This window comes from Bremerella sp. JC817, from assembly GCF_040718835.1.
GTDB lineage: Bacteria > Planctomycetota > Planctomycetia > Pirellulales > Pirellulaceae > Bremerella.
This window is the reverse complement of the sequence record NZ_JBFEFG010000280.1, coordinates 172,721-199,029: the sequence shown is the minus strand read 5'-3', so window position 1 is coordinate 199,029 and position 26,309 is coordinate 172,721. Positions and strand designations below refer to the sequence as shown.

Annotated in this window: 22 protein-coding genes; 18 read left to right on the top strand and 4 right to left on the bottom strand. The window is 56.8% G+C overall.

What is annotated here, in order from left to right; all coding sequences use genetic code 11:
- Window positions 1-18: 18 nt before the first annotated feature.
- The gene (locus tag AB1L30_RS19070; RefSeq protein WP_345090290.1) at window positions 19-222 is read right to left on the bottom strand and encodes a hypothetical protein; all 204 of its coding nucleotides are present in this window, start codon (window positions 220-222) and stop codon (window positions 19-21) included.
- A gap of 603 nt (window positions 223-825) precedes the next feature.
- On the opposite strand from AB1L30_RS19070, the gene AB1L30_RS19065 reads away from it, so the two are divergent.
- The 14 genes from AB1L30_RS19065 to AB1L30_RS19000 all read left to right on the top strand — a co-directional run bounded on the left by AB1L30_RS19065 (window position 826) and on the right by AB1L30_RS19000 (window position 15,674).
- Window positions 826-1,683 (top strand): hypothetical protein, encoded by an 858-nt coding sequence (locus tag AB1L30_RS19065; RefSeq protein WP_367015011.1) that lies wholly within the window; start codon window positions 826-828, stop codon window positions 1,681-1,683.
- 303 nt (window positions 1,684-1,986) lie between these two features.
- On the top strand, window positions 1,987-2,577 hold the full coding sequence (locus AB1L30_RS19060) for an FHA domain-containing protein (protein ID WP_367015009.1): 591 nt from the start codon (window positions 1,987-1,989) through the stop codon (window positions 2,575-2,577).
- Between the two features lie 101 nt (window positions 2,578-2,678).
- Complete coding sequence (locus tag AB1L30_RS19055; protein ID WP_367015007.1) at window positions 2,679-4,739, top strand: serine/threonine-protein kinase; 2,061 nt, start codon at window positions 2,679-2,681, stop codon at window positions 4,737-4,739.
- Window positions 4,740-4,962: 223 nt separating this feature from the next.
- Window positions 4,963-5,985 (top strand): hypothetical protein, encoded by a 1,023-nt coding sequence (locus tag AB1L30_RS19050; RefSeq protein ID WP_367015005.1) that lies wholly within the window; start codon window positions 4,963-4,965, stop codon window positions 5,983-5,985.
- 81 nt (window positions 5,986-6,066) lie between these two features.
- The gene (locus AB1L30_RS19045) at window positions 6,067-6,720 is read left to right on the top strand and encodes a sigma-70 family RNA polymerase sigma factor (protein WP_367015003.1); all 654 of its coding nucleotides are present in this window, start codon (window positions 6,067-6,069) and stop codon (window positions 6,718-6,720) included.
- 92 nt (window positions 6,721-6,812) lie between these two features.
- Window positions 6,813-7,517, top strand: coding sequence for an AIM24 family protein (locus AB1L30_RS19040; RefSeq protein WP_367015001.1), 705 nt, complete (start codon window positions 6,813-6,815; stop codon window positions 7,515-7,517).
- Between the two features lie 71 nt (window positions 7,518-7,588).
- Complete coding sequence (locus AB1L30_RS19035; protein WP_367014999.1) at window positions 7,589-8,017, top strand: hypothetical protein; 429 nt, start codon at window positions 7,589-7,591, stop codon at window positions 8,015-8,017.
- Between the two features lie 208 nt (window positions 8,018-8,225).
- Entirely contained in the window at window positions 8,226-8,429 is a 204-nt protein-coding gene (locus AB1L30_RS19030) for a hypothetical protein (RefSeq protein ID WP_367014997.1), read from the top strand.
- Between the two features lie 58 nt (window positions 8,430-8,487).
- A complete protein-coding gene (locus tag AB1L30_RS19025) occupies window positions 8,488-8,724 on the top strand; it encodes a hypothetical protein (protein WP_345090316.1) in 237 nt (78 codons plus the stop codon).
- A 72-nt stretch (window positions 8,725-8,796) separates the two neighbouring features.
- The gene (locus AB1L30_RS19020) at window positions 8,797-8,994 is read left to right on the top strand and encodes a Rho termination factor N-terminal domain-containing protein (RefSeq protein WP_367014995.1); all 198 of its coding nucleotides are present in this window, start codon (window positions 8,797-8,799) and stop codon (window positions 8,992-8,994) included.
- A gap of 361 nt (window positions 8,995-9,355) precedes the next feature.
- Entirely contained in the window at window positions 9,356-10,384 is a 1,029-nt protein-coding gene (locus AB1L30_RS19015) for a PRC-barrel domain-containing protein (protein ID WP_367014994.1), read from the top strand.
- Between the two features lie 468 nt (window positions 10,385-10,852).
- Complete coding sequence (locus AB1L30_RS19010; RefSeq protein ID WP_367014992.1) at window positions 10,853-13,009, top strand: DUF1549 domain-containing protein; 2,157 nt, start codon at window positions 10,853-10,855, stop codon at window positions 13,007-13,009.
- Window positions 13,010-13,026: 17 nt separating this feature from the next.
- On the top strand, window positions 13,027-14,343 hold the full coding sequence (locus tag AB1L30_RS19005; protein WP_367014990.1) for a DUF1501 domain-containing protein: 1,317 nt from the start codon (window positions 13,027-13,029) through the stop codon (window positions 14,341-14,343).
- 149 nt (window positions 14,344-14,492) lie between these two features.
- Entirely contained in the window at window positions 14,493-15,674 is a 1,182-nt protein-coding gene (locus AB1L30_RS19000; protein WP_367014989.1) for a sialidase family protein, read from the top strand.
- 61 nt (window positions 15,675-15,735) lie between these two features.
- On the opposite strand, the gene AB1L30_RS18995 is transcribed toward AB1L30_RS19000, so the two are convergent.
- The 3 genes from AB1L30_RS18995 to AB1L30_RS18985 all read right to left on the bottom strand — a co-directional run bounded on the left by AB1L30_RS18995 (window position 15,736) and on the right by AB1L30_RS18985 (window position 19,734).
- Window positions 15,736-16,341, bottom strand: a complete 606-nt coding sequence (locus tag AB1L30_RS18995) for a transposase (RefSeq protein ID WP_367014987.1) — start codon at window positions 16,339-16,341, stop codon at window positions 15,736-15,738.
- An 87-nt stretch (window positions 16,342-16,428) separates the two neighbouring features.
- Entirely contained in the window at window positions 16,429-17,553 is a 1,125-nt protein-coding gene (gene ribD / locus AB1L30_RS18990; protein ID WP_367014985.1) for a bifunctional diaminohydroxyphosphoribosylaminopyrimidine deaminase/5-amino-6-(5-phosphoribosylamino)uracil reductase RibD, read from the bottom strand.
- A gap of 3 nt (window positions 17,554-17,556) precedes the next feature.
- Window positions 17,557-19,734, bottom strand: a complete 2,178-nt coding sequence (locus tag AB1L30_RS18985; protein ID WP_367014983.1) for a hypothetical protein — start codon at window positions 19,732-19,734, stop codon at window positions 17,557-17,559.
- A gap of 265 nt (window positions 19,735-19,999) precedes the next feature.
- Between AB1L30_RS18985 and AB1L30_RS18980 the strand changes: the two genes are divergently transcribed.
- The 4 genes from AB1L30_RS18980 (at window position 20,000) to panC (ending at window position 26,295) form a co-directional block, all read left to right on the top strand.
- Window positions 20,000-23,104, top strand: coding sequence for a PVC-type heme-binding CxxCH protein (locus AB1L30_RS18980; protein WP_367014981.1), 3,105 nt, complete (start codon window positions 20,000-20,002; stop codon window positions 23,102-23,104).
- Between the two features lie 126 nt (window positions 23,105-23,230).
- Window positions 23,231-24,160 (top strand): hypothetical protein, encoded by a 930-nt coding sequence (locus AB1L30_RS18975; protein WP_367014979.1) that lies wholly within the window; start codon window positions 23,231-23,233, stop codon window positions 24,158-24,160.
- A gap of 116 nt (window positions 24,161-24,276) precedes the next feature.
- Window positions 24,277-25,293, top strand: a complete 1,017-nt coding sequence (gene fba, locus AB1L30_RS18970) for a class II fructose-bisphosphate aldolase (RefSeq protein WP_345090345.1) — start codon at window positions 24,277-24,279, stop codon at window positions 25,291-25,293.
- 132 nt (window positions 25,294-25,425) lie between these two features.
- Window positions 25,426-26,295, top strand: coding sequence for a pantoate--beta-alanine ligase (panC, locus tag AB1L30_RS18965; protein WP_367014977.1), 870 nt, complete (start codon window positions 25,426-25,428; stop codon window positions 26,293-26,295).
- Window positions 26,296-26,309: the final 14 nt, after the last annotated feature.

Genomic DNA, 26,309 nt, shown 5'->3' with positions numbered 1-26,309 from the left:
ATAGTTTTTAGCCCGAGTCTATCGTTGGCTGACCAAGTTCTTGCGATTGGAAATAGGCGACACGAACTTAGCGTTTTCCTCTTCCAGGATCTCTAGAGCGTGATCCATCCAATCCGACAACAGAGCCAGCGAATCTTCGGGGAGTGGCTGGTAGACCACAAAGTTCCCCTCAGGGTTCTTTGGTGGTTCGTGAACCAGTTTGAATGGCGTCGAGTGATCCATTGGAAATCTCCTTACCGATCGAGCCGTTTGCATGGTGATCAAACTGCTCGTTAAGTGGACGGCTTCAGGTCACAACATGACACCGCAACCATGGTGCCAAGTTCGCACAATTTCTTAATGGGGCGTCGCGATTCTTTCCTAAGGTGAAATTTTTCAATTAGTTGGGGCTTCTCGGCCCATTTCATTTTGCGGTTGGCCGCCGGCGATAGTGTGTGGTCTTAAGGCAACGACTGCCATTTTCATCAACACTTTTCTCACCAACTGCCATCCTAACTGTCCCACCTTTTGAGGGCCAGTCAGCGTTTTACCGCAGCTTTCCGCTAGCACTAAGGGGCTTGGGAGGGGCATTATGCCCGATCGTTCCCAAAACGCCCCATCTGGGTGAAGCGTCTATTTAAGGCCTATTTCTGCTCTCGTCACCGGTCCCGCTGACAGCATGTCAAAAAACGGGAAAAAAATCCAAAGATCGGCAAATCGGCGGCGAACTCCTATCTATGCCTGCAAGTTAGCCGCTCGGTCACGCAGACCTTTGTGATCCAGAAGGGTGTGCCGAGCAGGAAAAGTTCGAGGGTCATTCCGTTTATTTGTTGAGAGGGTTGAGTCATGGTCAGAAAACTCGCATGCACTGGTGCTGGTGCCGCATTGCTCGTTGGTCTCCTGTTTGGAACCGACGCATTTAGCTACATCTCGACGTCGGCCAGCCGACTGAAAGACAGCGTGAAGAACAACGTCCCTGTCGAGTTCGAGCTCGATCGGGCCCGCAAGATGATTACGGATCTCACCCCAGAGATTCGCCGAAACATGCATCTGATTGCTAAGGAAGAAGTCGAAGTCGAACGTCTCGAAGGTCGACTGAACGACATGGAAGAGAAGCTCGTTTCGAGCAAGACCGACATCGTTCGTCTGAAGAACGACCTGGATAGTGGCAGTACCCACTTCACCTATGCCGGTCATTCGTACAGCCGAAACGCCGTCCAGACCGACCTGGCTGGCCGTTTTGAACGCTTCAAGACCCAGGATGCGACCCGCGTGAAGCTGGAAAGCATTCTGCGTGCTCGTCAGCAAGGTTTGGATGCCGCACGAGCCAAGCTCGATGGCATGCTGACCGCTCGTCGTCAGTTGGAAGTTGACGTCGAGAACCTGGAAGCTCGTCAGAAGATGGTGGAAGTCGCCCAGACCTCGAGCAAGTTTGCCTTCGACGACAGCCATCTGTCGAAGACCAAGCGTCTGATCGACGAGATCCGCACCCGGATCGACGTGGCGGAACGCATGGTCGATGTCGACGGTGAATTGGCCGGCGAAATCCAACTGGACGAACAGGTCGATGCTGACATCAGCCAGGAAGTCGCCAGCTACTTCGGTCTCGAAATCGAGCTCGAAGCAGACGAAGAACTGGTCGAAATCGACACCAAGGCCAGCGAACAGCTGACCAAGCGAATCGAGCTGTCGCAGCTCAACTAGGGCACGGAACGACCCTTGAAGATCTCCAGCGAGAACGGGATGGCGACGACTTGGACAAAGTCGATCGCCATCTCGGCACGCGCAGGCCCATCGATGGAACGCCCCAGGCCAATGATCGCATCGCCGAAACCTGGGGAGCTGCCGCCTGGTAACAATATCGACGCCAGCTTCCAATATTTCCCCGCCGGGGACGAATAGTAATGCACTCGAGAGGACCGACCTTTTGATAAACTGTTGGCTGTAGGTACGAGATAAGAGCGAATGTCAGTTGTAGAGCCCAATTTCGCGTATCGAAGGGGGAATGTGAGCGACCGCCTGCAAATGTGGATCGATGGAGTCGGCGGCTACATGCTGCTGCTGGCCGATCGGATTAATATTGGTCAGGCGATGGCTTCATCCCAGGTCGATATTCCGATCATGGGAGACATCAGCCGTCGCCATGCCGCCATCAAACGATCTGGCGACGAATACATCGTGGAGCCTTTATCCGAAGTAAAGGTCAACGATCAATCGATCCAGGGGCCTACCCTGCTCCGCAGTCGCGACATCATGACCCTGGGGCGTGGCGTGAAGGTCCAATTCACGCAGCCGCACCCGTTAAGCACCTCGGCCGTGCTGCACATCATCAGCCGGCATCGTACCGAACCGGCCGCCGATGGCATTGTGCTGCTGGCCGATTCGCTGCTGATGGGGTCGAAATCGAACAATCATATTGTCTGCCCCAAATGGCAGCAGGATGTCGTTGTTTACCGGCTCGGAAGCAAATTGCAGCTGAAGTCGAAATTGCCTTTATTTCAAAGCGATTCGACCCAGCCTGCCTCATCGATCAAGATAGGAGAGTCGGTCCAAGGAGAAGAAGTTTCGTTCTGCATCGAGCCGTTGGCTCGAGCATGAAGAGGGCGAGCGATTCGCGACTCGGCTGTTTCCCCCCTGGAAGTCAGCCCCGCGAAGTTTGCCTTAACGCATCACTTAATCCATTGGCCAGGGACTAGACCATGAACCAGTCGGCAGCCGCCGTTACTCCGGACAACCAACCCGGGGACGATGAAGTCGGCCCTGCGAAATTCGTCAAACCGAAAGAAAGCCCTATGCGGTTTACTTACAAGAGCGGTTCCACTCCGTTAGATGGCTATACCATCAAACGTGGCATCGGGGCCGGAGGTTTTGGCGAAGTCTACTATGCGACCACCGATTCCGGCAAAGAAGTCGCACTGAAGCACATCCAGCGTAATCTGGAAATTGAAATGCGGGGCGCCAAGCATTGCTTGAATCTCAAGCACCCGCATCTCGTCGCGCTCTTCGACATCCGTTACGACAGCGAAGGCGAGGGCTGGATTGTCATGGAATATGTCCATGGCGACAGCCTGCAAGATTTCATCGAACGCCATCCCAACGGCATGCCGCGGGAAGATGCCTTGTCGTGGTTCAAGTCGATCGCTTCGGCGGTCAACTACCTACATGACCACGGTATTGTTCACCGCGACTTGAAGCCAGGCAACATCTTCAACGACCAAGGCACCGTCAAAATTGGTGACTATGGCCTGTCGAAATTTATCTCGGTCAGTCGCCGCAGCGGACAGACGGAAAGCGTTGGCACGTTCCACTATATGGCCCCGGAAATTGGCCAGGGACGCTACGGTCGCGAGATCGACGTCTATGCCTTGGGGATCATCCTGTTCGAGATGCTGACCGGCCGCGTTCCCTTTGAAGGGGAAAGCAGCCAGGAAATCATCATGAAGCATCTGACCGCCAGCCCTGACTTGGGCGACCTGGCCGAGCCTTATCGATCGGTCGTCGCTGCCGCTCTGGAGAAAGATCCCGAGAAACGGACGAACTCGGCCGAAGAGATGCTGGAACAACTTGGCTTGAAAGTGTCGACAACCGCGGCAGTCTCGACCGTCGACACGTCGGTACCAACATCGGCGGCCAAGTCTGTCCAGCCAGCCGTGGCTACGGAAGTCAAAGCGAAGATCGGCTATGTCGAAGCTCCGGTACCGAAGAGTTCACTGGACGACGAACCGATCGCCATGGCGGTCGGAAGCTTGACCAGCAAATTCAAGACCTGGTGGAATCACAACAACACCAGCTTGCCCATCAAAGTGGTCGTGCTGACCGCGATCGCGTTCGGCCTGGTCGCCAACCTTTCGTACCTGGTGCCGGTCGCTTTGGTCGGTGGAGCGTTTTACATGGCTTACCTGATGGTTCGCCAGATGGTAAAGCTCTTCCAAGAGGACGTCCCTGGGGGCGATGGTAAGCCGGTTAAAAAAGACTCGAGCGGTCGTTATCATCCGGAAGCGATGAAGCGAAAGTATCGTGCCTCGCAAGATGCGATGTGGCATCCCAAGCGAAAAGATCGCGAACGGGCCGCGTTTGCCATCCGAACACCAAGGCAACGGATTCAAGAACTGCTGGGCTCGCTGATTGTCAGCGGCATCATGGCGGTCTTGGTTTCGTTCGTGCTGCTGTTGATTTCGGAAGGCGAAGCCGCGCTGACCAAATCGGCGATCGTAACGCTGGGACCTGCGTATGTCTTCTTCGCAGGCCTGACGATCGTGACAACCTGGTCGGTGTTGATCACCGCGAAGTTCTGGGAAGACAAGCCTGGTGATCAGGCTGCCCGGCGGATCGTGATGATGTTGATCGGCATCTTGTGTGGCGTCGCGGCCTGGATCGGACTGTTTATCTTGCCAATGGAAACGCTCTCGATCGGAGCCGCCTCGAAGGGGTGGTTTGGTCTGGGCGGAATGAGTGCCTCGGCATCGATCGGCAGCTTGATGATGTACTTCGGACTGGTCTTCCTGGTGCCACGCTGGTGGAAACTGGCCGATCCGCTGCGGACCAACTGGCTGAGCATCTGGCACACGGGTGTATTTGTGGCCTGGGCCGCGATTCTCTCGACGTTCTGGACGTTCCTCCAGCCGTGGGGAATTATGCTGGTCGGGGCTACCGTGGCGACCATTCAGCTGTCGGCGCCTTGGTTCAGCCAAGAGCGTCGCGACCTGGAACGTCGACGTTACGAACAAGAGTTAAAAGAAACCACGTCGCGCGACCAGTAGTCGCCGGCGTAGGACACATGGAATGCCACCACGAGGAATACCACCATCATGGCCATGAGTTGGATAATGATTCTAGCCGGGCTCGCTGTCCTGGCCGTAGCCGCGGGCGCCGCCGTGATTGTGATCGCCGTAATCGCTTCGCGTGGTCGCCAATAAGTCGCGACTGTCGACGAACAACGGTTATCGACCTTCGTTCCCTTTCTATCCGATGATGCAACAAACCATGACAGTCTCCGTGCTCTCCCCTGTCGCCATCCTGCTGGTTGGATTGGTTGCAGTCGGATTGATTGCCGTAGTAATCGGTTTGGTTGCCATGGCTGGTAAGCATGGTGCGAAGATTGTCCTGGGGGTGGTCGCAGCCGGAATGGTCGGACTAGGTCTGCTGTGTGCCGGCTTGATGTTCATTTCCGTTCCTTCCCGAACGGTCATTAGTCGCCAGGAAGCGGTTTCCGTGATCCACGATCGTCCGGTAGCGCGAGTCAGCTCCCAGTTTGAAACGACAGCGGTTCGAAGTGGATCGGCCACCGCCGAGATCGAACACTTCCCCCGCGATCTTAGCCAGGCCGCCAGTGAACCCACCACTGAAGATGGCGTGGCTGCAACCGGCAAGTCGATCGGGCAGTTGGCCGGATCGATCTATCAAGAGTTTCGCAATCAACTGAAGTCAGGCGACCTTTCCGTCGACCCGTCGCGGATCATCCCGCCAGGTCGCCCTGCCTGGGTCGAGCAGCCACCTCGCTGGGAACAGGATGGTATCTATTACGTCTCAGTGAGTTCCGGCCCGTACGATCGCGGCATGGAATGCAGCAAGTCGCTCGATCGCGAAGTGACCGTGGCGTTACAGGCCTATGCCAACGACCTCCTCTCCAACAACCAGGCCGGCACTATGCTGGCCGCCGAATTGGAAAATCTGAAGGAAGAAGTCGTCGCCGAGAACTATCAGGAACAGTTAACGCCCTCGTTTGGCGTCATGCATCAATGGCATGCCCTCCTGAAGTTCGATCCGGCGATTCAGCAAAAGATCCGCGATCTGTGGTCTGTCCAGAAACGGATCAGCCGGGTCATTTATATCGGCACAGGCTTCCTGTTCCTTATCGGGCTGATGTCGGTTGCTTACATCGGTCTGGCGCTGACGCGTCGAGAAGCGAAGGTCTCTCCTTGGCTGGTCTCGGCAGGGACGGTTTTTGCCGTCAGCGGACTTTTGGTCGCAGGCGTGATTTTCGTCCGATCATTTCCCATGCTATAACTTGGGAATCCTGGCGGTTTCTGGCCGAATCGCCAACTCGTCGGTGTCTTGTTATCTGGCCTCGAAAGGGAACCTTTCGCTTTGCCACCTACACGCGTTTCTGAAACCGAATCCTTGCTGATTACCCGCATCCGCGATGGCGAAGAGGATGCCTGGCAAGATTTGATCGATCGATACGAAGGTCGCTTGTTGGCCTTCGTCGAAAGCCGTCTTCGTCGACGTGCTCACAGCGAAGATGTTGTTCAAGAAACCTTCATCGGTTTTTTAAACAGCCTGCCCAACTACGACGGCCGCCGTAGTCTGGAAAGTTATCTGTTCGCGATCTGTGCTTACAAGCTGACCGATCATCTTCGCCGCGAAGGTCGCCGCCCAACATTGCCGCTCAGTTCGGCCGGGGCTGGCAAGTCGAGCAGCGATACTTGGGAACTAGAAGGCCCGGCCCGACCTGCTTCGAGCCTGGTCCGCAGTGGCGAACGACGCCGCATGGAAGAAGAAGCCCTGGTCGCAGCGATCCAGGAACAAATCGAACGATGGCGCGAGCGAGGCGACTGGGTGAAGATCCAGTGCATGGAGCTACTGTTCGTCCGCGGTTGGGCGAACAAGGATGTCGCCACGAAATTAGATATTTCGGAACAGCACGTGGCCAATTACAAGCACGACTTCACGAACAAGCTTCGTGGAAGTGTGAAGAACCAGCAGCTAAGTGAAGAGGTCTTTCCAGAACTCTATACCTAGTCGTAACAGGCGAAGTTATTTTCCAGCAGGGTCGCAAGGCAAACGGCGATTCACGTTCTTTTCTTTCTTATTAGTCGGGGGAATCTTAAGACATGTCTAGCATTGACAACCGATACACACTTCGCGAATTCGTCGAACAAACGCAGCAGCGTGATCGGGGCGAAGGCTTCTTTGAAATGGAAAGCCCTCGCATCCTGGAAGTGAATCTCAACGGCAACTATGTCTGGTCGAAGATGGGATCGATGATCTCGTACCTCGGCAACATGAAGTTCGAACGTGAAGGCATGCTCGACAAAGGGCTGGGCGGCTTGTTCAAGAAAGCTCTCACCGGCGAAGGGGCTCGCCTGACCAAGGTTACCGGCAATGGCAAGGTTTACCTGGCGGACTACGGCAAAAAGATCCAGATCTTGCGTCTGGAAAACCAGGAAATCGTGGTCAATGCGAACGACGTGCTGGCCTTCGAGCCGACCGTAACCTGGGACATCAAGATGATGAAACGTGTCTCGTCGATGATGGCCGGCGGTTTATTTCAGATGACCCTCAGCGGAACCGGCATGGTGGCCATCACCACGCATTACGAACCGCTGACCCTGGTCGTCACGCCCAACCAGCCGGTCTATACCGATCCGAACGCGACGGTTGCCTGGAGCGGAACGTTGTCGCCGAATCTAAAGACGGATATCACGTTCCGCTCGCTGCTGGGACGGTCCAGTGGCGAGTCATTCCAGATGGAGTTTATCGGCAACGGGTTTGTCGTCGTGCAACCTTACGAAGAAGTCTACCACTCGGAGGGCTAACCCCGAGCAGCGAGCCTTGACTCCGTGTTCGTCGGGATCGCGGAGTTGTTCATGAGGAAAAAGGAAGCGTGATGCGAACTCTCACCAATGCCGATCTGGAAGCTTACCTGAACGAAGAACTGGCGGTCGAAGAAGCGACGTCGGTGGAAGAGCAGATTCGGGAACAGCCAGAATTGAAAGAACGGCTGCTAGAGATCCTCGCCCGTCGCGATGCGGGCGTGCATAGCCTGGGGGAAATCTGGCGGCGGCATCGAGTAACTTGCCCAACACGGCCGCAGCTTCAGCAATATTTACTAGGGGTGATTCCGTCGCCTGAAGAGTCAACTTACATCTCGTTCCATTTGGAACAGATCGGCTGTCGTCTATGTGCCGCCAACCTGGCGGATCTGATTGCCGCTTCCGAACAGTCGGAAGAAGAAGCTAATTCTCAGCAGCAATCGACTCGACGTCGGAAATATTTCCAGTCGAGCGTTGGTCGGCTTCGCAAAGAAGAGAAGTAGCAGTTCTGTACGTCCGACGTTCATCTTGAGCGTCGAGAGACCGCCCACGGGGTGGCCAAATTCTCAAAAACGGGGCCTTTTCTTGGCTCCTAGGGCTGCTTGCCCGCCACTGATTGCATCGGAAGGGCTCTTCCTTCCATTGGCACACAGCTTGCATCGTCAGCTTCGTCAAAAAACGCATAACCCCCTTGATGCAAGGATTACCACCATGAACTGGCGAAGCCTCCCCACAGCTGTCTCGATGCTTGGATTGGCCGCAGTCGCACTGGTGATTGGCAGCGGATGTCAACCGCCAGCAGAAACTCCGGCTCCCGAAGATACCCCTGCGATCACGCCGGGGGATGAAGTCGAAAACCCATCCACCGTCATCGATACCGATCCTGATAACGAGCCGATGAACGTCATGGAGTAAGACGCTTCGGCAAAGCACCCCCAGTCCAATGCAAAAGCCTGATTCGAGTACCGAAACGATGAACCGCCCAACTGACTCCGCCTGCCTGCACACGGGAACAATTCAGCCTCATATGCCCGATGGGACATTGATGGTTCCGGTGAACGATCCAGTCGACGCGATTTATACCGAACGTCAACCGTCCGAGGCGGTCGACCGGCATTCCGAAGCGGTCATGCTGGATCGTTTGTTCTGGTTTTCCATCGCCGTTTTGATGGTCGTCGGTGTTGGCTTGCGTATCTGGGCCGTGCTGTAGATAAGACATCCGCCGGAAGGTGGCATCATCAACCACATCCAACAAACCTTTCTTTTCGCTGGGAAACTTTCAATGACTACTATGGTTACCGAAACGATTGACACCGACCTGGCTCCCCCAGAATCGCCGACGTGCGAAATGCAAGAGAAGCGTCTGGAAGACCGCACTGTGAAAGAATTGCGCGAACTGGCCAGCAAGCTGGGCATCCGTGGCCGCAGTAAATTGATGCACAAAGAAGAGTTGGTATGCGTGATTCGCCGCCGCGTTTGATGGCTGCCTGAAAGCAAACACACGAAACGAGCGAAGCCTGGTTGTTCTGCGACCAGGCTTTTCTCGTTCGAAGGATGATCGACGCGCAGCGAGCGGTCATCCCCGCATCACGCGATTTATTTCTTCCTGCGAAAACCGCGAGAAATGAAGGACTTAGCAGCAATCTCTGGATTTTTACTGCGTGTTGGAACGGGACATGCAAATAGATCTTGGCAGATGCCGCTCGACGATGGAGGCGGTAACGCCTGCCTCGAAGCAGGCCCTCGTCGAGCGAAACCCAATCAACCACGTTGCTCTCTGGTCGGCAGAACTGAGCAACGCGATTCCAAAGCCCTGCCGATTCCGTACAAGGAGAGGTTCTATGTCACGCAACATTCCTGCAGTCGTTGCTGCTGCCTTAATGGCCGCTGGATGCGTCACGACCTACGTTAGTGCCGAAGATACTCCCAAGGCTGATCCAGCCGTGGAGGTCGACACGCCACGAGTCGATGTGAAAACGAACAAGCCAGCCGTTCGTGCCAACATCGATCGCACGCAACAACCAGCCAATCAAGTTTCGCAAGCGATGGTCGCCCATCGTGCCAGCAATATTCAAGGGATGGCTATCCAAAACGAAGCCGGTAAAGATCTCGGCAACGTTCGCGACATTGTGATCGATACCGATCGCGGTCAAGTGAAGTACGTTGCGGTTGCTTACGGCGGCTTCCTCGGACTAGGCACCAAGTTGTTCGCCGTCCCGTTTGAAGCCTTCAACTACCGTCCAGCCACGGACGATACCCAGGCTGTCCTGGTGCTCGATCTGAATGAAGAAACGATGCGGAAGGCACCTGGTTTCGATTCCGATAATTGGCCGAACATGGCTTCCGAAGAGTTCGCCGCTGCGATCGACAAGCATTACGCAGATCGCGATGGTGGCGTCAACGTTCAGGTCGGTCCGATTGGTGTCAGTGTCGGTGCTGATCGCAACGACCAGCCAGAGAGTCTCAAAAAGTCGGCACACGTTCATCGTGCTGCGGACATCATTGGCATGTCGGTCGTCAATAACGCCAACGAATCGGTTGGTTCGATCAACGACCTGATGGTCGATATGAATAACGGTGATATCCGCTACGCTGCCCTTTCGGTTGGTGGCCTGGCCGGTATCGGTGATCACATGTTCGCCGTGTCGTGGAAGAACTTCGGTTGGAAGCACGACGCACAGAACGACAAGGACATGCTGGTTCTGAACGTGAATCCAGAAACGCTGAACAAGGCGAAGGGTTTCGATCAGGATCACTGGCCGCAGCAGCCTACGACCACGCTGGATGGTCAGGCTCCGCAGCTCGATGACAGCCGTCCAGGTGTCAAAGCCGACATCAACGCCCCTGGCGTGAAGGTCGACGTGAACTAACACAGGAAGTTGACGATCCGATAACGGACTGTCGATTCATGGATGTTTAGTGATTGACCACACCTGAGATGGATTTGCGAAGTGGTTGTTGGGCCAACGCCTTGGGGGAGACTTCCCCTGGAAGACCTCCCTCAAGGCTTGGCTTACATTTAACGAACTTCGCCTGACACGATAAGCACGCCCGCAAAATTCCGGCGTTTGTTTAAATAGGGGAGTCCCCCTTCAGGAGCCCGAAGCCACCACGAGTGGTTTCGGGCTTTTGTCGTTAAAGTCGACCGAATTGCCCCACTTCTAAGCGAGGGAATGAATCTGCGGGGCAGATGATTCCCTAAAGGCAGGCAGAAAAGATTCTTCGTCACTTTTAGATTGACGTTAGTTTCGTTTTTTTCTTACACTCGACGGTCCCTGCCGGTCTCCTTCCTTTGGAGGCATCACCCTTCTCACCACTGTTGATGGGAAACCAGACCTATGCGGCTGCGAACTCGTCGTCACCGGACGTATTTGTCGAGTGTTGTCCTTTTGCTGATTGCACCGACGCTGCTCTGTGCGGCCGACGCGATCGACACGAAGCAATTGCCAGGCATTCTGCTCGATAACACCGCTGCTGAATTGATGGGGCCATGGCAACCATCAATTCACACCAAGCCCTACATCGGCGACGGCTACATCCATAGTGGTGTCCCAGGTCGAGATGAAGCGAGCGTTCCCAAGTCGCTCACCTTCCGCCACAAGCTGCCCAAGTCTGGGAAGTATGGCGTCTACCTGGCGTACAACGCGAACAGCAATCGTGCCGCAGCCGCTCCGATCGAAATCCATCACGCCGGGGGCGATGCCAGCCTGACATTGAATCAGCGGGAAACTCCGAAAGGTCCGGCACTGTTTCAGTCGCTGGGTCAGTTCGACTTCAACGCCGATGAAGATGCCGTGATCGCGATCTCAGACAAAGATGCGAAAGGGATCGTCATCGTCGATGCCGTGCTCTTTGTTCCTCAAAACGAAATTGCCAAGCTCGACGCGGTCGCCAAGAAACTGGCGGAAGCGAAGCCAGAGCCGAAGCAAAAGCCGACGAAAAAGGAAGCCGCCGAAGAAAAGGTGGCCCAAGTCGCCCCCCCTTTCGCCCGTCATCCGCGGACCGATGTGCAGTTGCTGACGCCTGAATCGCTCGATCAGTTGATTGCGGAAGAAGCCCACATTACGGAAGCCACCGACCTGATCGATGACGAGACCTTCTTGCGCCGCGTGACGATCGACGTCATCGGCCGTATTCCGACCGAACAAGAACGGTCCGATTTCCTCGCCGACACCAACCCTGCCAAGCGGGCGTTGATGATCGACCGCTTGCTCGACAGCCCAGAGTTCGGCGGCAACTGGGCGACGTATTGGAGCGACGTCTTCAGTTATCGAATCCCACAGCCAGAGCTGACCTATCTCGACTATCAGGTCTTTCAGGATTGGCTTGCTCAGCAGTTGAACGAAGGAACCGGCTGGGACGAAGTGACCTACCGCATCCTGACCGCGACCGGCAAAGTAGGGGACAACCCGCCGGCGTTCTTTGTTGGCTTCCATCAGGCGAGCACCAGCCGGCTGGCTGGCGAAACAACGCGAATCTTCCTGGGGACGCAGATTCAATGTGCCGAGTGTCACGATCATCCGTTCGTGGATATTCCCCAGGAGCGGTTCCATCAAATGGCAGCCTTCTTTGTGCGAACCAACGCCAAGCTGCCTTGGAACGACAGCAGCCAGATCGAAGTGGGCAGTAAAGAAAAAGGTGAGCATAAGATGCCTGACACCAATCAGGCGATGATGCCAGCGGTCTTCTCGGGCGATGCCATGTCGGAAGGTGCCAGCGATCTCGACCGCCGCGTGCTGCTGGCTAACTGGGTCATTCAGCCCGACAACGCCTTGTTCGCCAAAGCCTATGCCAACCGCATTTGGGAACGCCTGATGGATCAGCCATTCTGCGATCCGGTCGACGAGATTTCGGAAGAGGCAGGCTTCCCGAGCCTTCCTTCGGTTCACGATGCCGTCGCAGCGCACTTCATCGCCAGCGAGTACGATGCCAAGCCGCTGATGCGCGTCATCTTGAATACCAAAGCGTACCAACGCCAGTTGGATGCGAAGGACGAATTGGCTGGTCAGTTGACTTCCGCCGAGCTGCGAAAGATGCGTGGCGACGTGGTCTTCAATAGCCTGGTCACGGCGGTCGAACTTCCGAACGTCGAAGGAACGCCAATGAAGCCGACCGCCGAAATGCGGTTCCCACCACCACCCAAAAGCACGCAAGACCTGGTGAACGAGGTCTTCGGCTACGATCCATCCCTCGGCCGAGCCTTCCGCCCGCAGACGATGCAACAGGCCATGTTCCTGATGAACAATCGTCAGCTTCAAAACCAGGTGAAAGCAGGCGATGATCAACAGACCAAGCTGGCCCGCATGCTGAAAGAAACGCCTGACGATCGCCAGGCTATTCAGCGTCTCTACGTCAACGTGCTCGGACGGGCTCCGCAAGAGAAGGAACTAGAGATCGCGTACGACTATGTTCAAGAAGTCGAGTCGCGCGGCGAAGCGTTTGAAGACCTGCTCTGGGCGTTGTTGAACACCGCCGAGTTCACAACCCGCAACTAATATCCGAGGAAGATTCCATGATTCGCCCCTTTTGGAATTTAGTGGCTGGTCGCGACCATGTTTCGCATCGGCGTGGTTTTCTCAAGCAGTTGATGACTGCCTCCGCCGCAGGCGCCATGACCTTGTCGTGGCGCGACATGCTGGTGGCCCAAGCGGACGAACTGCGAAAGACCGGCAAGGCGATGATCTTGCTGTGGATGGATGGCGGTCCCAGCCAGTTTGAAACATTCAATCCTAAGATCGGATCGCAGTATCAAGGACCTGCCAAGGCGATTCCGACCTCGCTGCCAGGCGTGCACATCGCCGAGTATTTGCCCGAAACGGCGAAGATGATGCACAAGATCGCCTTGATCCGCTCGATGAAAAGCAGCGAGCGCGATCACTTTCGCGCGATCAAGCTCGTGCGAAGCGGCTACCCCATCAACCCTTCGATCCAGTATCCAACGTGGGGCAGCGTGGTTGCCCGCGATCGCTTCGACCCAACGTACGACCTGCCAGCCTTTGTGCGGATTGGCAAGCCGCGGATCAAGACGCGTGACGTGAACAGCGGTGTGCTTGGCCCCCGCTACGAATCGTTCAAAATCGATCAGGCCGGTACGCTGCCAGAAGATGTCCTGACCACCGTTCCCGAAGAACGCCTTCGCCGACGGCTCGATCTATCGGCCCGGCTCGATGCCCAGTTCGCTTCCAGCGGCGGGGCGAAACGCGTGCTCGAGAAGCAAGAGATCTATCAGCAGACGCAGCGTTTCGTGCTAAGCCCCAAACTCGAAGCCTTCCGTTTGGATAAAGAACCTAAAAGCCTACGCGAAGCGTACGGCAAGACCGACTTCGGCCAGGGATGTTTGCTGGCTCGCCGCCTGGTCGAGACGGGCGTCAGCTTCGTCGAAGTATTCAGCACCGGTAACGTCAGCGATCAAGGCTGGGACACGCACAAAAAAGGCTGGGACGAAAATCCGAAGCTGGCCGAAGGGATCGACCGCGGTTACGCGACCCTGCTACGCGACCTCGATCAACGTGGCATGCTCGATAACACGCTGGTTGTCTGGATGGGCGAGTTTGGCCGGACGCCGAAGTTCAAGCCTGATGGCGGCCGCGAGCATTACTCCGATGGTTGGATTACCTGCCTTTCCGGTGGCGGCGTGAACATGGGCCAGGTCATTGGGGCGACCGATGACGAAGGTGTCTCGGTCTCCGATCGTCCGGTCGAAGTTCAAGACCTGTTCCGGAGCTTCTGCCATGTGCTGGGGATGAATCCTCATGACGAATATGTCACCGACCTCGATCAACCGCTGCAACTGGTCAAAGGTGGCGAACTGATTCACGAACTGTTCTAAGCGAACGGCCACTCCGCGTCATTGCGATTCCTGCCTGAACTTCCTTCCTTGTTACCCACCGGTGTTTTATGCTGCGCGCGAATCTTGGTTTCGCCGTTCTTTTGGCGTTTGTTTTTCCGTTTTTTGCGGTAGCGGATGAGCCGACCGATTTGACGAAGACCACGGCGGAAGAGGCTCGCCAGGTCGAGTTGGCCACGCTGCGACAGGTCGCCGACCTCGCCTTGCTGCCGCCGACGTTGAATACAAAGCCCGGTCCCGAGCATCATGTCAAGAACCTGGACTACGGCATGACGATCGGCATCGAGCGAAGCCCAAAGGGGCGTTTGTTCGCCGCTTGGATCGGGGGCGAAGATGGGCCGAGTGCTTACATGCTACTCGCCAAAAGCGACGACGACGGGCATACCTGGAGCGAGCCGATCCTGGTGATCGATAGCCGGGCGAAGCACCTGCCGCTACCTCGCAGTGTGATCGTGGGGAACCTGTGGACCGATCCCCAGGGACGCCTTTGGCTCTTCTTCGATCAAACGATGAACCACTTCGACGGGCGGGGCGGACTCTGGTGTACTCGCTGCGACAATCCCGACGCCGATCAACTTGTTTGGAGTGAACCGAAACGCATCTGGCACGGTTCGATGCTGAACAAGCCGATCGTTCATTCCAACGGCGAATGGATTTTGTTTGCTCAGCTTCTGCAAAATCGTGGGCTGGGCCCTTACGGCGTGGGCGTGTTTCCAGAACTCGATCCGCTGCGAGGGGGCAACATTCTGGTCTCGAAAGATCAGGGCGAAACTTGGACGCGACGCGGTGCCGTGCAATTTCCAGAGCCAGACTGGATCGAGCATCGCGCACTGGAACGCAAAGATGGCTCGCTTTGGATGTTGGCCCGAACACGTCGCGGCGCGATGTTAACGACCTCCAACGATGTCGGCGCAACATGGTCTGAGCCCGTCTTTCCGCCTCAGATCAAGCACCCAGCCGCGCGATTTCACCTGCGCGAGTTGGCTTCCGGCAAGTGGCTGCTGGTCAAGCATGGCAAGCAGATCGACCAGAACGAAGGCCGCAGCCAATTGACCGCCTGGCTATCGGACGACGAAGGCAAGTCGTGGCGTGGCGGTCTAATGTTGGACGAACGCAAAGGCGTATCGTACCCCGACGGATTCCAGGCCCCGGACGGTTCAATTTACATTTCGTACGACTGGCAGCGGAGTAAGAAGGGGCACGTCCTCTTCGCCAAGTTCACCGAAGAAGACATCCTGGCCGGCAAACTGGTCAGCGAAGGTTCCCGTCTTCAACAGCAGATCCTGAAACCAGGAAAGTTGAACGAGGACTAACAAGTTGACGATATGGGTGCCATGGCCACGGCCTTGCGTGGCCATGCCTACTTGCGGTTCGTCAACTCCGCAGATATTCCGATCTGATATCATCATCAGAATTCGAGAGTACGGGGACTTCGGATCGATCAATTGAGATCGGCGTATCAATCCCAGACTGCCATGCAGCGAAACTGGACCACGGCCAATTCGTTGCATCATCAACAAGCCCGCGACGAACTGGGTTTTGATGGATGTAACGAATCTTTTCGTGGACGTCTCTCGCCGACCGTAGGTTGCGGTCGTACCCAGGTCCTCGCTGCCAGAAGCGAAAACATCGTTTCCCACTGGGCTGCAAGTCTTCTATCTGTGGCAAGAAACTTGGGGCATTTACTTTAAGCCAGAGTAATGCTCGCTTTGCAACGGATTGCTTGATTGTTGAAAGTATCGAAGAGACTTTGACATCACTGTGCGGTAACACAATTAAATGGACATGCTCGGGCATGATGACAAAGGCCCAGAGGTCAAATCGATTTCTTTCTCGACTCAGATTGACCGCATCTACAAAATATTGACGCGTTCGATCGCGAGTAAGGAGAGGCAAACGTCGATAGCATGAGAAGGTCAGGAAATGGGCTTCTCCCTCAGTTTCAAAGCGTTGAATCGTTTTGCGATGAACAGTTGCCATACGTGAAGTATGTCGCTTCCAGAGAGATTGAGCAACAAACTTTTGATCAAGACATGGCCACGCAAAGCCGTGGCCATGGCACCCCAACTATCGCAAGCTTTGTTCGTCGCTGAATCGGGTGAAACCTTGCAGGCAGATCGTGTCGCCGAAGGTTCGTAAGGTGGTGCGTTGGAGCTGGGTGGCATCTTCCATGTTCGTCAGGCCGTGGCCGCCGATGGGGCTGATGGCGTCGCTTCCGCCTGCGATCTTGGGGGCGACGAACGCGACGACTTCGTCAATTTGACGCTGATCCCACAGCAAGCCGAGCAGTTGGCTTCCCCCTTCGACCAGCAAGTTCGTCATGCCGCGCTCGCCAAGCTGTTGCAGAAGAGATTCGGCTCTGGCTGCGTGGTCCGTTCCTTCACAGATGATCAGTTCGCAGCCTGCGCGACGTAAGCGTTCCAGTCGCTCTGGCCGCGCCGTCGACGACACAGCCAAGATCACTGGAGCCTGATCGAGGGTGGCGATCAGTTGGCTCGACTCGCGCAGCGATGCCTGGCTATCGAAAACAATCCGCGCTGCGGTCCGAGGTCCTGGTGGGCGAGTCGTGAGCAGTGGATCGTCGAGACGGGCCGTTGTGCTGCCGACCATGATGCCGTCGCAGAAGCCGCGAATGCGATGCACTTCCGCGCGGGCCTCGGGGCTGCTGATCCATTTGCTGCTGCCGTTGGCGGTTGCGAGTTTGCCGTCGAGTGTCATCGCCCACTTTGCGATGACCCACGGCTTGCCCGTTTGCTGGCGTTTACGATAAGCGGCATTTAACTGCTTCGCCTCGTCACCACAAACACCCACCACCACTTCCATGCCTGCATCACGCAAGATCTTGATACCGCCACCTTGAACGCGTGGGAAAGGATCTTGCTGGGCGATCACGACCCGTGCCGGTCGAGCCTTCAGCAAGGCGTCGGTGCATGGGGGCGTTTTGCCGTGATGGCAACATGGTTCGAGGGTGACATAGAAAGTGCTTCCCTCCAGCGACGCGTCGCCGCAGTTGGCGATCGCGTTGACTTCCGCATGAGGTTGGCCGAATTGCTGATGATAGCCTTCGCCAACAATCGTTCCGTTTTGCACGATGACGCAGCCAACCATCGGATTGGGCTCGACATGCCCCTGCCCTTGGCGGGCGAGCTCGAGTGCTCGCCCCATGAAGTGTGCGTCGTCGGCAATGGCCATGGCTTAGTCCATTCCTGGCAGCCAGAGGCCCGACTTCTTTTCTTCGCCACCACCGGCTGGTGGAGCTTGCGGCGAAGGAGCTGCTGGTGGGGCAGCCGGAGCATCAGGTGTCCACAAACCGCCAGCCGCTTCCGGTGGAGGGCCACCCGCAGGCGGACCGCCAGCAGGCATGCCGCCCGCCATTCGTCCATCCGGAGTGATCAAACCGAATCGCTGCAGCACGCCGAAGAGTGCCTGGGCCGTTTGTGGTTCCTGGGCATGCTTCGACATCAGCGTCTGCATCAACTGCTGAGCTTCCATCATTTCGCGACGTTCGAATCGCATCGACAGCTCGGCAACCATCCACAGACCTGGTGATTGACCCTGAGCGATCGCTTCGGCTTGTGCCTTCTGCAGGTAATCCAGGGCTTCGTCGCTTTCGGGCGCGGTGCGAGCCAGCTCGCCATATAGCTGAGCCCGATCGATCTGATCCTTCAGCGAGTCGCGGTTGAGCAGTTCATGGGCGAAGTGCTCGACAGCCTTGTTCAGCCCGCGAATGACGCTGCGGCCGTAGGCCTGCACCAGGTCTTGGTCGGAAAGCTGAGCCGCAGGCACGCGGTGCAGTCGCGTGATAGGTAGCGAAACCACATCGAGCCCTTCCAGTGGCAGCAGGCCGCCACCTGGCAGGTTGAGCTTTTCACGCAGCTTGCCGAAGTCGAACTTCCACTTCTCTTGCTGACCCACCATTTCCAGCGTCAGCACTTCGGCTGCCAGCGGCAAACGGAGATCAGCATCTTTAGAAGCTTCCAGCGGCGACTTGCCATTGAGGGTCTTCAGCGGGAAGTTGACCCACTGTTCGAGGATGATTTCGCTCCGCTTCTCGGCCATCAAACGGCTGCGCGTCTCCGGCTTGATATCGTCCGGCAGACGCCACTGCCAGTTCATCAGGTCTTGCAGGGCGAAGATGCGGCCCTGCACGTGTTCTTCGACGGTCGGCTCGATCGTATCGCCGCAGATCTCTTTCAGCAGTTCGATCGCCTGATCGAAGCGAGGACCCTTCGCCGACGTGAATTCAACTCGTGCGGCGCGATCGGTTTCTTTACCGAAGACCAGCACTTCGCCCAGGACGCTCGAAATCGTGTCGAGGGTAAGGTCAGCGTCGGAGGCGGTGCGGGCCTTGTCGAGCAACAGGTAAGCGGCACGTGGCGGTGGCGTGTCTTCGGTGCCAAGCTGCGAAAGGTCGATTGGCAGGTATTCGGCTCGTTCGTCGACACGCAGCTTTTCGAGCAGTTGTTCCATTTCTTTGATCGGCATCGATGCGTTGACGACGTCGATCTGCTCTTCTTCCTGATCGGTCAGGGCCTTGGCAAGTGCTTCCGCTTCTGTGGCGGCCTCGAAATCGGCACGCTGCTCGGCGACGGCATAGGTGTGCAGCGTCTTGGCGGCGGTGTCGTCCTGGCCGAGGCTGAACTGCAGGCTGGCGATGTTCTCGAGAATTGCCGGATTGCGAGGTGCCCCAGCGCGAAGCTCTTCAAACTGGGCCAGACCGCGACGCCACAAACCTTGGGCGGCATCTTGCAGGGCCTTGTTGAATTCTTCCTTGCGAGGGAAGTCGGCGGGGCATTCGGCCAGCGACAGGTCTTGCTTCAGGAAGATCGGAATTTCAGGAGCGTGATTCAGACGCATCAGCATCTGCATCGGCATGTTGTCGTCTTCAGGAGCCAGGTTCGACTGCAGCGTGAAGTGGCTGCGGGCACCGAGCACCTTGCCGGTCATCAGCAACATCTGGCCGACGGCGCCGAACGCATCGTACAGCGAAGGATGCAGACGTTCTTCGGTCTTTTCGAGCGACGTTTGCAGCTCGTCGATGGCTGAATCCCCCTTGCCCAAAGCGGCTTCCAGCGTGGCCTTCAACGCGTGAGCGGCGGGATTGTCTGGGTGATGTTCCAGGAACAAGTTGACCGCGGCTTCTGCGTGCTGTTCGTCCGACAGTTGCAGGTTCAGCACCGCGTTGTAGTACAGCGGAACCGAGTGGTTCGGGTACTTTTCCAGAAGCTTGCGAACGAATTCGAGACAGGCCACCCGCTGCTCTCCCTGGAGCATCCGTTCGATCTTCTCGATATCGGCGATCATGTCCGGGCAATAGAACTTGATCTTCTTGTTCGTGCCGCAAGGGGGATAGGAATAAGCGTCGATAGTCATGCCGACTTCCGTTCGTGAGAATATTGAATTGGCTTGCGAGGGGTCTTCGCGAGACACCCTGTCTGGCGGAGTGTGTCCGTGGGAAACTCGGATGGTAACAAATCTAAGGCCCGCTGACGAGAAGCTTTATGGCTGCAGGGGACCCATCGGAAGGAGGTTCTCGCCGGCTATTTGCCGCATGGGATTCCGTTCGATTAAACTAGGTTTTCTCAGAAATTTCCTTCCTTAGCCCCCCTCCTTGCGTCCCGTCTTACGAGCAAACTCCATGCGAAGCCTTCTGATCCTGTTTCTGCTGGCCAGTCCCGTCCTGGCGGACTTTCCCCAGCCCCACAACTCGGAACGCGACAAAGACGCCCAGCCGATGCCCCCAGACCAGGCGGCTGCCAGCTTCGAGGTGCCGGAAGGTTTTCAGGCGGAAGTGGTCTTCGCCGAACCCGACGTCCAGAATCCGATCGCGATGACCTGGGATTCCCAGGGACGTTTGTGGATTGCAGAGAACTATACGTACGATCAGCCCAGCATGAAGTTCGACCGCAGTTTGCGGGATCGGGTGCTTTTCTTCGAAGATACTAACGGTGACGGCAAACTGGACAAGCGAAACGTGTTTGTCGACGACGTCCAGCTGCTGACCAGTGTCGAAGTCGGCCTGGGTGGCGTCTGGCTGATGTGTCCGCCGAATGTCTTGTTCGTGCCTGACGCCGATCACGATGGCAAGCCTGATGGTCCGGCCGAAGTCGTTTTGGATGGGTTCACGGTCGCGAAAGACAACTATCACAACTTCGCCAACGGTCTTCGATTCGGTCCCGATGGCTGGCTTTACGGTCGCTGTGGACACTCGTGCCCTGGGCTGATCGGTCTGCCTGGAACGCCTGACGAGCAGCGGCATCATCTGGAAGGGGGCATGTGGCGGTACGATCCCCGGACAAAGCATGTCGAAGTGCTCACCTGCGGCACAACCAATCCCTGGGGACACGACTGGGACGAGTTCGGCGAACTGTTCTTTATCAACACGGTGAATGGCCATCTCTGGCACACCATCCCAGGGGCTCACTTCAAGCAGTCGTTCACCCTGGATCCCAATCCGCACACGTACGAACTAATCGATCATCATGCCGACCATTGGCACTTCGATACGACCGGCCGCTGGCAAGACTCACGCGACGGGGCAGCCGACAAATTCGGCGGCGGGCATGCCCATGTGGGGATGATGATCTATCAGGGAAACAACTGGCCGGAAGCGTATCGCGGCAACTTGTTCACCTTCAACATGCATGGCTACCGGGCTAATCAAGAGATCCTCGAACGCGAGGGAAGCGGCTACGTCGGCAAGCATGGTAAAGACATTTTGAAGAGTGGTGATCCCTTTTTCCGCGGCATGGATCTGAGCACCGCCCCTGACGGAAGCGTTTACATCATCGACTGGAGCGACACCGGCGAGTGCCACGATCATACCGGCGTGCATCGCACCAGCGGACGGATTTATCGCATTTCGTACGACAAAGCGAGTCGCTTTCAGCGGCCACCTTCCGGCGAGACCTATTTCCTGAATCCCATGGTGCAGCAGCTAGAGAACAATTGGGCCCCGCGGATGGCTCGGCTGGTTCTGCAGGAACAAGCGATGGCCGGCAACGACATGACGCCGCTGGCCGACTTGTTGAAGTCGATGGTCGAGCAGACCACGCCGGACCAGGCCATGACGTCCGATGCCAAGCATGCTCGCAATCGGCTGCGATATCTCTGGAAGCTGAACGCGATCGGAGCGGCAGATCCGAAACTGCTGACATCGCTGCTGGAGGACGAGAACGAACACATTCGCGTCTGGGCGTTGCGATTGCTGACCGACCAGTGGCCGCTCGATGGGATTCACGGCCCTGTTCCTGGAAACAAAAAGGAAGCCGCGAAGGTCGAGGCCGAAGCAAAGGCTTTGTTGCCGAAGCTGGTTGAAATGGCCAAGAGCGATCCATCGGGATTGGTGCTGCTGACGTTGACTTCGACCATGCATCGCCTGCCGGTCGAGATGCGAACGGCGGTCGCGGCCGAATTGGTCAAGCATCCCCAGTACGCCGAAGATCACAATTTGCCGCTGATGACCTGGTATGGGCTCATTCCAGTGGCCGAGCAGAAGCCAGGGCAGTTGGTGGAAGTGGTCGCCGCTTCAACCTGGCCAACGACCACGAAGTTGATTACGCGGCGGTTGACCGAAGAAATTGAAAAGCATCCTGCGGCCATCAATGCCGTTGTCGCCCAGGCCGCGAAGTTCGATCCTGCCAAGGCGGATGCTGTTTTGGCGGGGATGAGCGAAGCACTCCGAGGCTGGTCGAAGGCTCGCAAGCCCGATGCCTGGGACGCGTCTTCAACCGAGCTCGCCAAGATCGACAACCCTGAGATCTCGCAGAAACTCCGCGAACTAGGAGCCGTGTTTGGCGACGGCCGGGCCCTCGACGAATTGCGGGCGTTGGCCATGAACAACGAGGCCGACACGCAGATTCGCTGCTCGGCGCTGGCCTCGCTCATCGAAGCAAAGCCGGATGACTTGCGGAAGATTTGCGAGAAGTTGATCACCACCCCCAGCGTGAATGTGGTCGCAGCCCGCGGGATGGCATTGTTCAACGATCCCGCCGCTGCCGAGCTGTTGGTGAAGAACTATCGTCGTTTCCGCGAACCACAACGGCCTGAGGTGTTGGCGATTCTGTTGTCGCGATCAAGCTTCGCGAATGTCCTGCTGGATGCCTTGGCGAAGGGGCAAGTTCGGAAGTCGGACGTGACGGCGTTCCATGTTCGTCAACTGCGAAACCTGGGAGACGATACGCTCTCGAAGCGTGTGAATGACGTCTGGGGCGAAGTTCGCGAGTCGAGCGAAGAGAAGCAGATGGCGATGGCCTACTGGAAAGGTCGCCTCACGGAAGATGCCCTGGCCGGCGCCGACATGAGCAAGGGACGTGTCGTCTTTAGTGGCTTGTGTGCGAAGTGCCATCGCCTGTACGGCGATGGAAGCAACATCGGTCCGGACCTGACCGGCAGCAATCGCAGCAATCTCGATTACCTGCTGCAAAACATCATCGACCCTAGCGCCGTGGTCAGTGCCGACTACCGGATGACGGTGGTGCAGATGGACGATGGCCGCGTGCTGAGTGGGATTGTGGCGGAAGAAACCGACCGGACGCTCACCCTGCAAACGCCGACCGATCGCGTGACGGTCGAGAAGGAAGGGATCGAAGCGCAGAAGAAGACCAGTCTTTCGCCGATGCCCGATCTGCAGCTTGGAGCCGAGCCGAATCAGGAAGGTGGCTTGCTGACCGACGAGCAGTTCATCGATCTGATTTCCTACTTGCGAAACCCGGCCCAGGTCCCTCTGCCAGCAGGGGAATAGGCAAGCTGCTAGCGTCGCGAGAAACCTCGCTTGCGGCAGCTTGACGCTTTTCCTACTATCCAGCCGCCAAGTGCTACGCGCGCTTGGCGACGGCCTGCTTTTCCCACATCGAAGATTGCTTCTGGCATGGATGCTCGAAGGACAACCACACTGCTTCTGATGGCGTTGCTATTCGCCGGGGGCTGTCGTGCGCTGTGGGAACCAGAAGAACTGGGCGCTCCGAGTGAACTGCCAAGCCGGCCGCTATCGGAAGACACCGTGATGCTCGACATCGCACGGGTCTCGCTCACCAGCCTCGATGAGACCAAATGCCAGAGCATCTGGGAAGAGATCGACGAGCAGGCATTGCCCCTCGATAAACGTCGCGAGCTGATGGCCAACGGGTTCCGAGTCGGGATCATCGATTTCCATCTGCCGGCTCCCATTCGCGAGATCATCGGCAGCAAAGAAGATGGCAACAAAGGTCTTAACGGCGAGCAGATGGTGCGCGTCGACGGCGACGAGAAGGTCGCCATCAATCGCCGCCGGTTCCCGCGGGGCAAACGCATTGAATATGTTATGGTGCCAACCCAGCCAGAGTTGTCGCTATTGGAAACGGTCGATGGCACGCTGCGGGGTCAGACCTATTACGATGCCGAATCGAAGTTCGTACTGAAGGGTTATCCTCAGAACGATGGCCGCGTCCAGGTGGTTGTTACGCCTGAGATTCATCACGGCCAGCCGAAGAAGCATGTCGAAGCAGGCGAAGGCATGTTCCGCATCGAGACACGCAAGGAATCAAAGGTCCTCGAGCAGATCGAGTTCTCGGCCATCCTCGAGCCGGGGCAGACCCTTATCATCAGTGGGACCACCGAGGCGAAGGGCTTGGGCAAGAGCTTTTTCGAGCGTGAAAACGGCGGCAAAACGCGACGTCAGATCATGTTGCTTCGCCTGGCGGGCACACAATTCGACGATCTTTTCCAGAGTCGCGACACTGTCAAGGAAAATTTCCCCCTTAACGAAGACTCTACGGACGGTGTAATTCCCTCGCACTTTGACGAGTCTACAGGGGATTGACCCCACGCCGCAAACTCTCTGATAATAACGACTTTCTGAGAAATAGTCGGGCTGCCCTAGGGGGCTTTGTGATTCCTCACGCAGCCATGTTATCGCTTTGAACCAGGAGAGACCTCATGGCTTTGATTCCCCTTCGCGTGCTGTTGGATCACGCTGCTGAAAACTCGTACGGCGTGGCTGCTTTCAATGTGAACAACATGGAACAGATCCAGTCGATCATGGAAGCCGCCCAGGAAACCGATTCGCCGGTGATCGTTCAGGCTTCGCGTGGTGCTCGTAAGTACTCGCAGGACAACTACCTGCGTCACCTGATGCTGGCCGCTTCGGAACTCTACCCGAACATTCCAATCGTCATGCATCAGGACCACGGCAACAGCCCTGAAACCTGCATGAGCGCCATCGAAAATGGCTTCACCTCGGTGATGATGGACGGTTCGCTGGAAGCGGACGGCAAGACCCCAGCCAGCTACGAATACAACGTCGACGTCACCAAGAAGGTGGTCGAAATGGCCCACGCCAAGAACGTGAGCGTCGAAGGCGAACTGGGTTGCTTGGGTTCGCTGGAAAGCGGCATGGGCGAAGCAGAAGATGGTCACGGTGCTGAAGGCGAACTGAGCCACGACCAGCTGCTGACCGACCCAGAAGAAGCCGAACGCTTCGTTGCCGAAACCGGCGTCGATGCATTGGCCGTTGCCATCGGTACCAGCCACGGTGCTTACAAGTTCACCAAGGCTCCTACCGGCGACGTGCTGGCCATGGATCGTATCGAAGCGATTCACAAGCGTCTGCCAAACTGCCACCTGGTGATGCACGGTAGCTCGAGCGTTCCTCAAGAACTGCAAGACATCATCAACCAGTACGGCGGCGAAATTAAGCAAACCTACGGTGTGCCTGTCGAAGAAATTCAACGCGGTATCAAGAGCGGTGTTCGTAAGATCAACGTCGATACCGACAACCGTATGGCCATCACCGGTGCCATCCGTAAGATCCTGATGGAAAAGCCATCGGAATTCGATCCACGTGCTTACCTGACTCCAGCTCGCGAAGCGATGAAGAAGGTTTGTATCGATCGCATGGTTGCCTTCGGTCAAGCTGGCCAGGCTTCCAAGATGCGTGCCGCGAACCTGGTCTAAATCACGACCTGGTTCACTTGAACAAAGAAGGGCTGTGCATCTCGCGCAGCCCTTTTTTTGTAGGTGCCTTAGACCACAAGCTAAGCGTCATTGTTCGCCGTTGCTGTCTTCTTTCCGTCAAGGAATCGTCCAGTGGCTGTTCAACCGAAAGTGTTTCACGACCCTGCCCTGCTCCGCGCCGAGATCCGCAAGATTCAAGCCGCCGGCAAGCATGTGGGACTCGTTCCAACGATGGGGGCTTTGCACGAAGGGCACTTGAGCCTGGTCGAAGCTTCGCAGAACGAATGCGACGTGACCGTCGTGACGATCTTCGTCAATCCAACGCAGTTCGCCCCGGGCGAGGACTTCGAAAAGTATCCCCGAACGCTCGATGCCGACCTGAAGCTGCTTTCCCGGTTCGATCCCGTGTGGGTGCTGGTTCCGGATGTGGAAGCGATGTACCCGCCCGGCAGTTCGACGGTGGTTCAAGCTCCCAAGGTGTCGCTTCCACTGGAAGGGGCATTTCGGCCAGAGCATTTCGACGGCGTGGCGACCATCGTGTTGAAGCTGTTTCAAGCCGCCCCGGCCGACAAGGCGTACTTCGGGCAGAAGGACTTTCAGCAGGTCCGCGTCATCCAAGAGATGGTTCGTGACTTGATTGTGCCGATCGAAATCGTGCGTTGTCCGATCGTTCGCGAAGCGGATGGTTTGGCGATGAGCTCGCGGAATCGCTATCTGTCATCGGAAGAGCGTGAAGTTGCGTTGAGCATTTCACGAAGTCTGACCGAGGCAGGCCAGCAAATCGCCGCCGGTCAGCGAGACGCCGCCGAACTGGTGCGTACAATGGAGCAAACGCTGGCGGCAGCCGGGATTGGTAAGCTGGATTACATTGCCGTAGCCGACCCAACGACCCTGGAATCGGTACAGACAATCGATGCCCAGGTCGTTATCCTGGTGGCTGCTCGGGTCGGAACGACACGTCTGATCGACAACATGTTGTTCAGCCCGGTGGATGTTCCGTAATCCTCTTTTCCCCG

Coding starts and splice junctions, on each gene's coding strand:
- AB1L30_RS19070 (WP_345090290.1), bottom strand. CDS start 222: ATGGATCACTCGACGCCATTCAAACTGGTTCACGAACCACCAAAGAAC.
- AB1L30_RS19065 (WP_367015011.1), top strand. CDS start 826: ATGGTCAGAAAACTCGCATGCACTGGTGCTGGTGCCGCATTGCTCGTT.
- AB1L30_RS19055 (WP_367015007.1), top strand. CDS start 2,679: ATGAACCAGTCGGCAGCCGCCGTTACTCCGGACAACCAACCCGGGGAC.
- AB1L30_RS19050 (WP_367015005.1), top strand. CDS start 4,963: ATGACAGTCTCCGTGCTCTCCCCTGTCGCCATCCTGCTGGTTGGATTG.
- AB1L30_RS19040 (WP_367015001.1), top strand. CDS start 6,813: ATGTCTAGCATTGACAACCGATACACACTTCGCGAATTCGTCGAACAA.
- AB1L30_RS19035 (WP_367014999.1), top strand. CDS start 7,589: ATGCGAACTCTCACCAATGCCGATCTGGAAGCTTACCTGAACGAAGAA.
- AB1L30_RS19030 (WP_367014997.1), top strand. CDS start 8,226: ATGAACTGGCGAAGCCTCCCCACAGCTGTCTCGATGCTTGGATTGGCC.
- AB1L30_RS19025 (WP_345090316.1), top strand. CDS start 8,488: ATGAACCGCCCAACTGACTCCGCCTGCCTGCACACGGGAACAATTCAG.
- AB1L30_RS19020 (WP_367014995.1), top strand. CDS start 8,797: ATGACTACTATGGTTACCGAAACGATTGACACCGACCTGGCTCCCCCA.
- AB1L30_RS19015 (WP_367014994.1), top strand. CDS start 9,356: ATGTCACGCAACATTCCTGCAGTCGTTGCTGCTGCCTTAATGGCCGCT.
- AB1L30_RS19010 (WP_367014992.1), top strand. CDS start 10,853: ATGCGGCTGCGAACTCGTCGTCACCGGACGTATTTGTCGAGTGTTGTC.
- AB1L30_RS19005 (WP_367014990.1), top strand. CDS start 13,027: ATGATTCGCCCCTTTTGGAATTTAGTGGCTGGTCGCGACCATGTTTCG.
- AB1L30_RS18995 (WP_367014987.1), bottom strand. CDS start 16,341: ATGGCAACTGTTCATCGCAAAACGATTCAACGCTTTGAAACTGAGGGA.
- ribD (WP_367014985.1), bottom strand. CDS start 17,553: ATGGCCATTGCCGACGACGCACACTTCATGGGGCGAGCACTCGAGCTC.
- AB1L30_RS18985 (WP_367014983.1), bottom strand. CDS start 19,734: ATGACTATCGACGCTTATTCCTATCCCCCTTGCGGCACGAACAAGAAG.
- AB1L30_RS18980 (WP_367014981.1), top strand. CDS start 20,000: ATGCGAAGCCTTCTGATCCTGTTTCTGCTGGCCAGTCCCGTCCTGGCG.
- AB1L30_RS18975 (WP_367014979.1), top strand. CDS start 23,231: ATGGATGCTCGAAGGACAACCACACTGCTTCTGATGGCGTTGCTATTC.
- fba (WP_345090345.1), top strand. CDS start 24,277: ATGGCTTTGATTCCCCTTCGCGTGCTGTTGGATCACGCTGCTGAAAAC.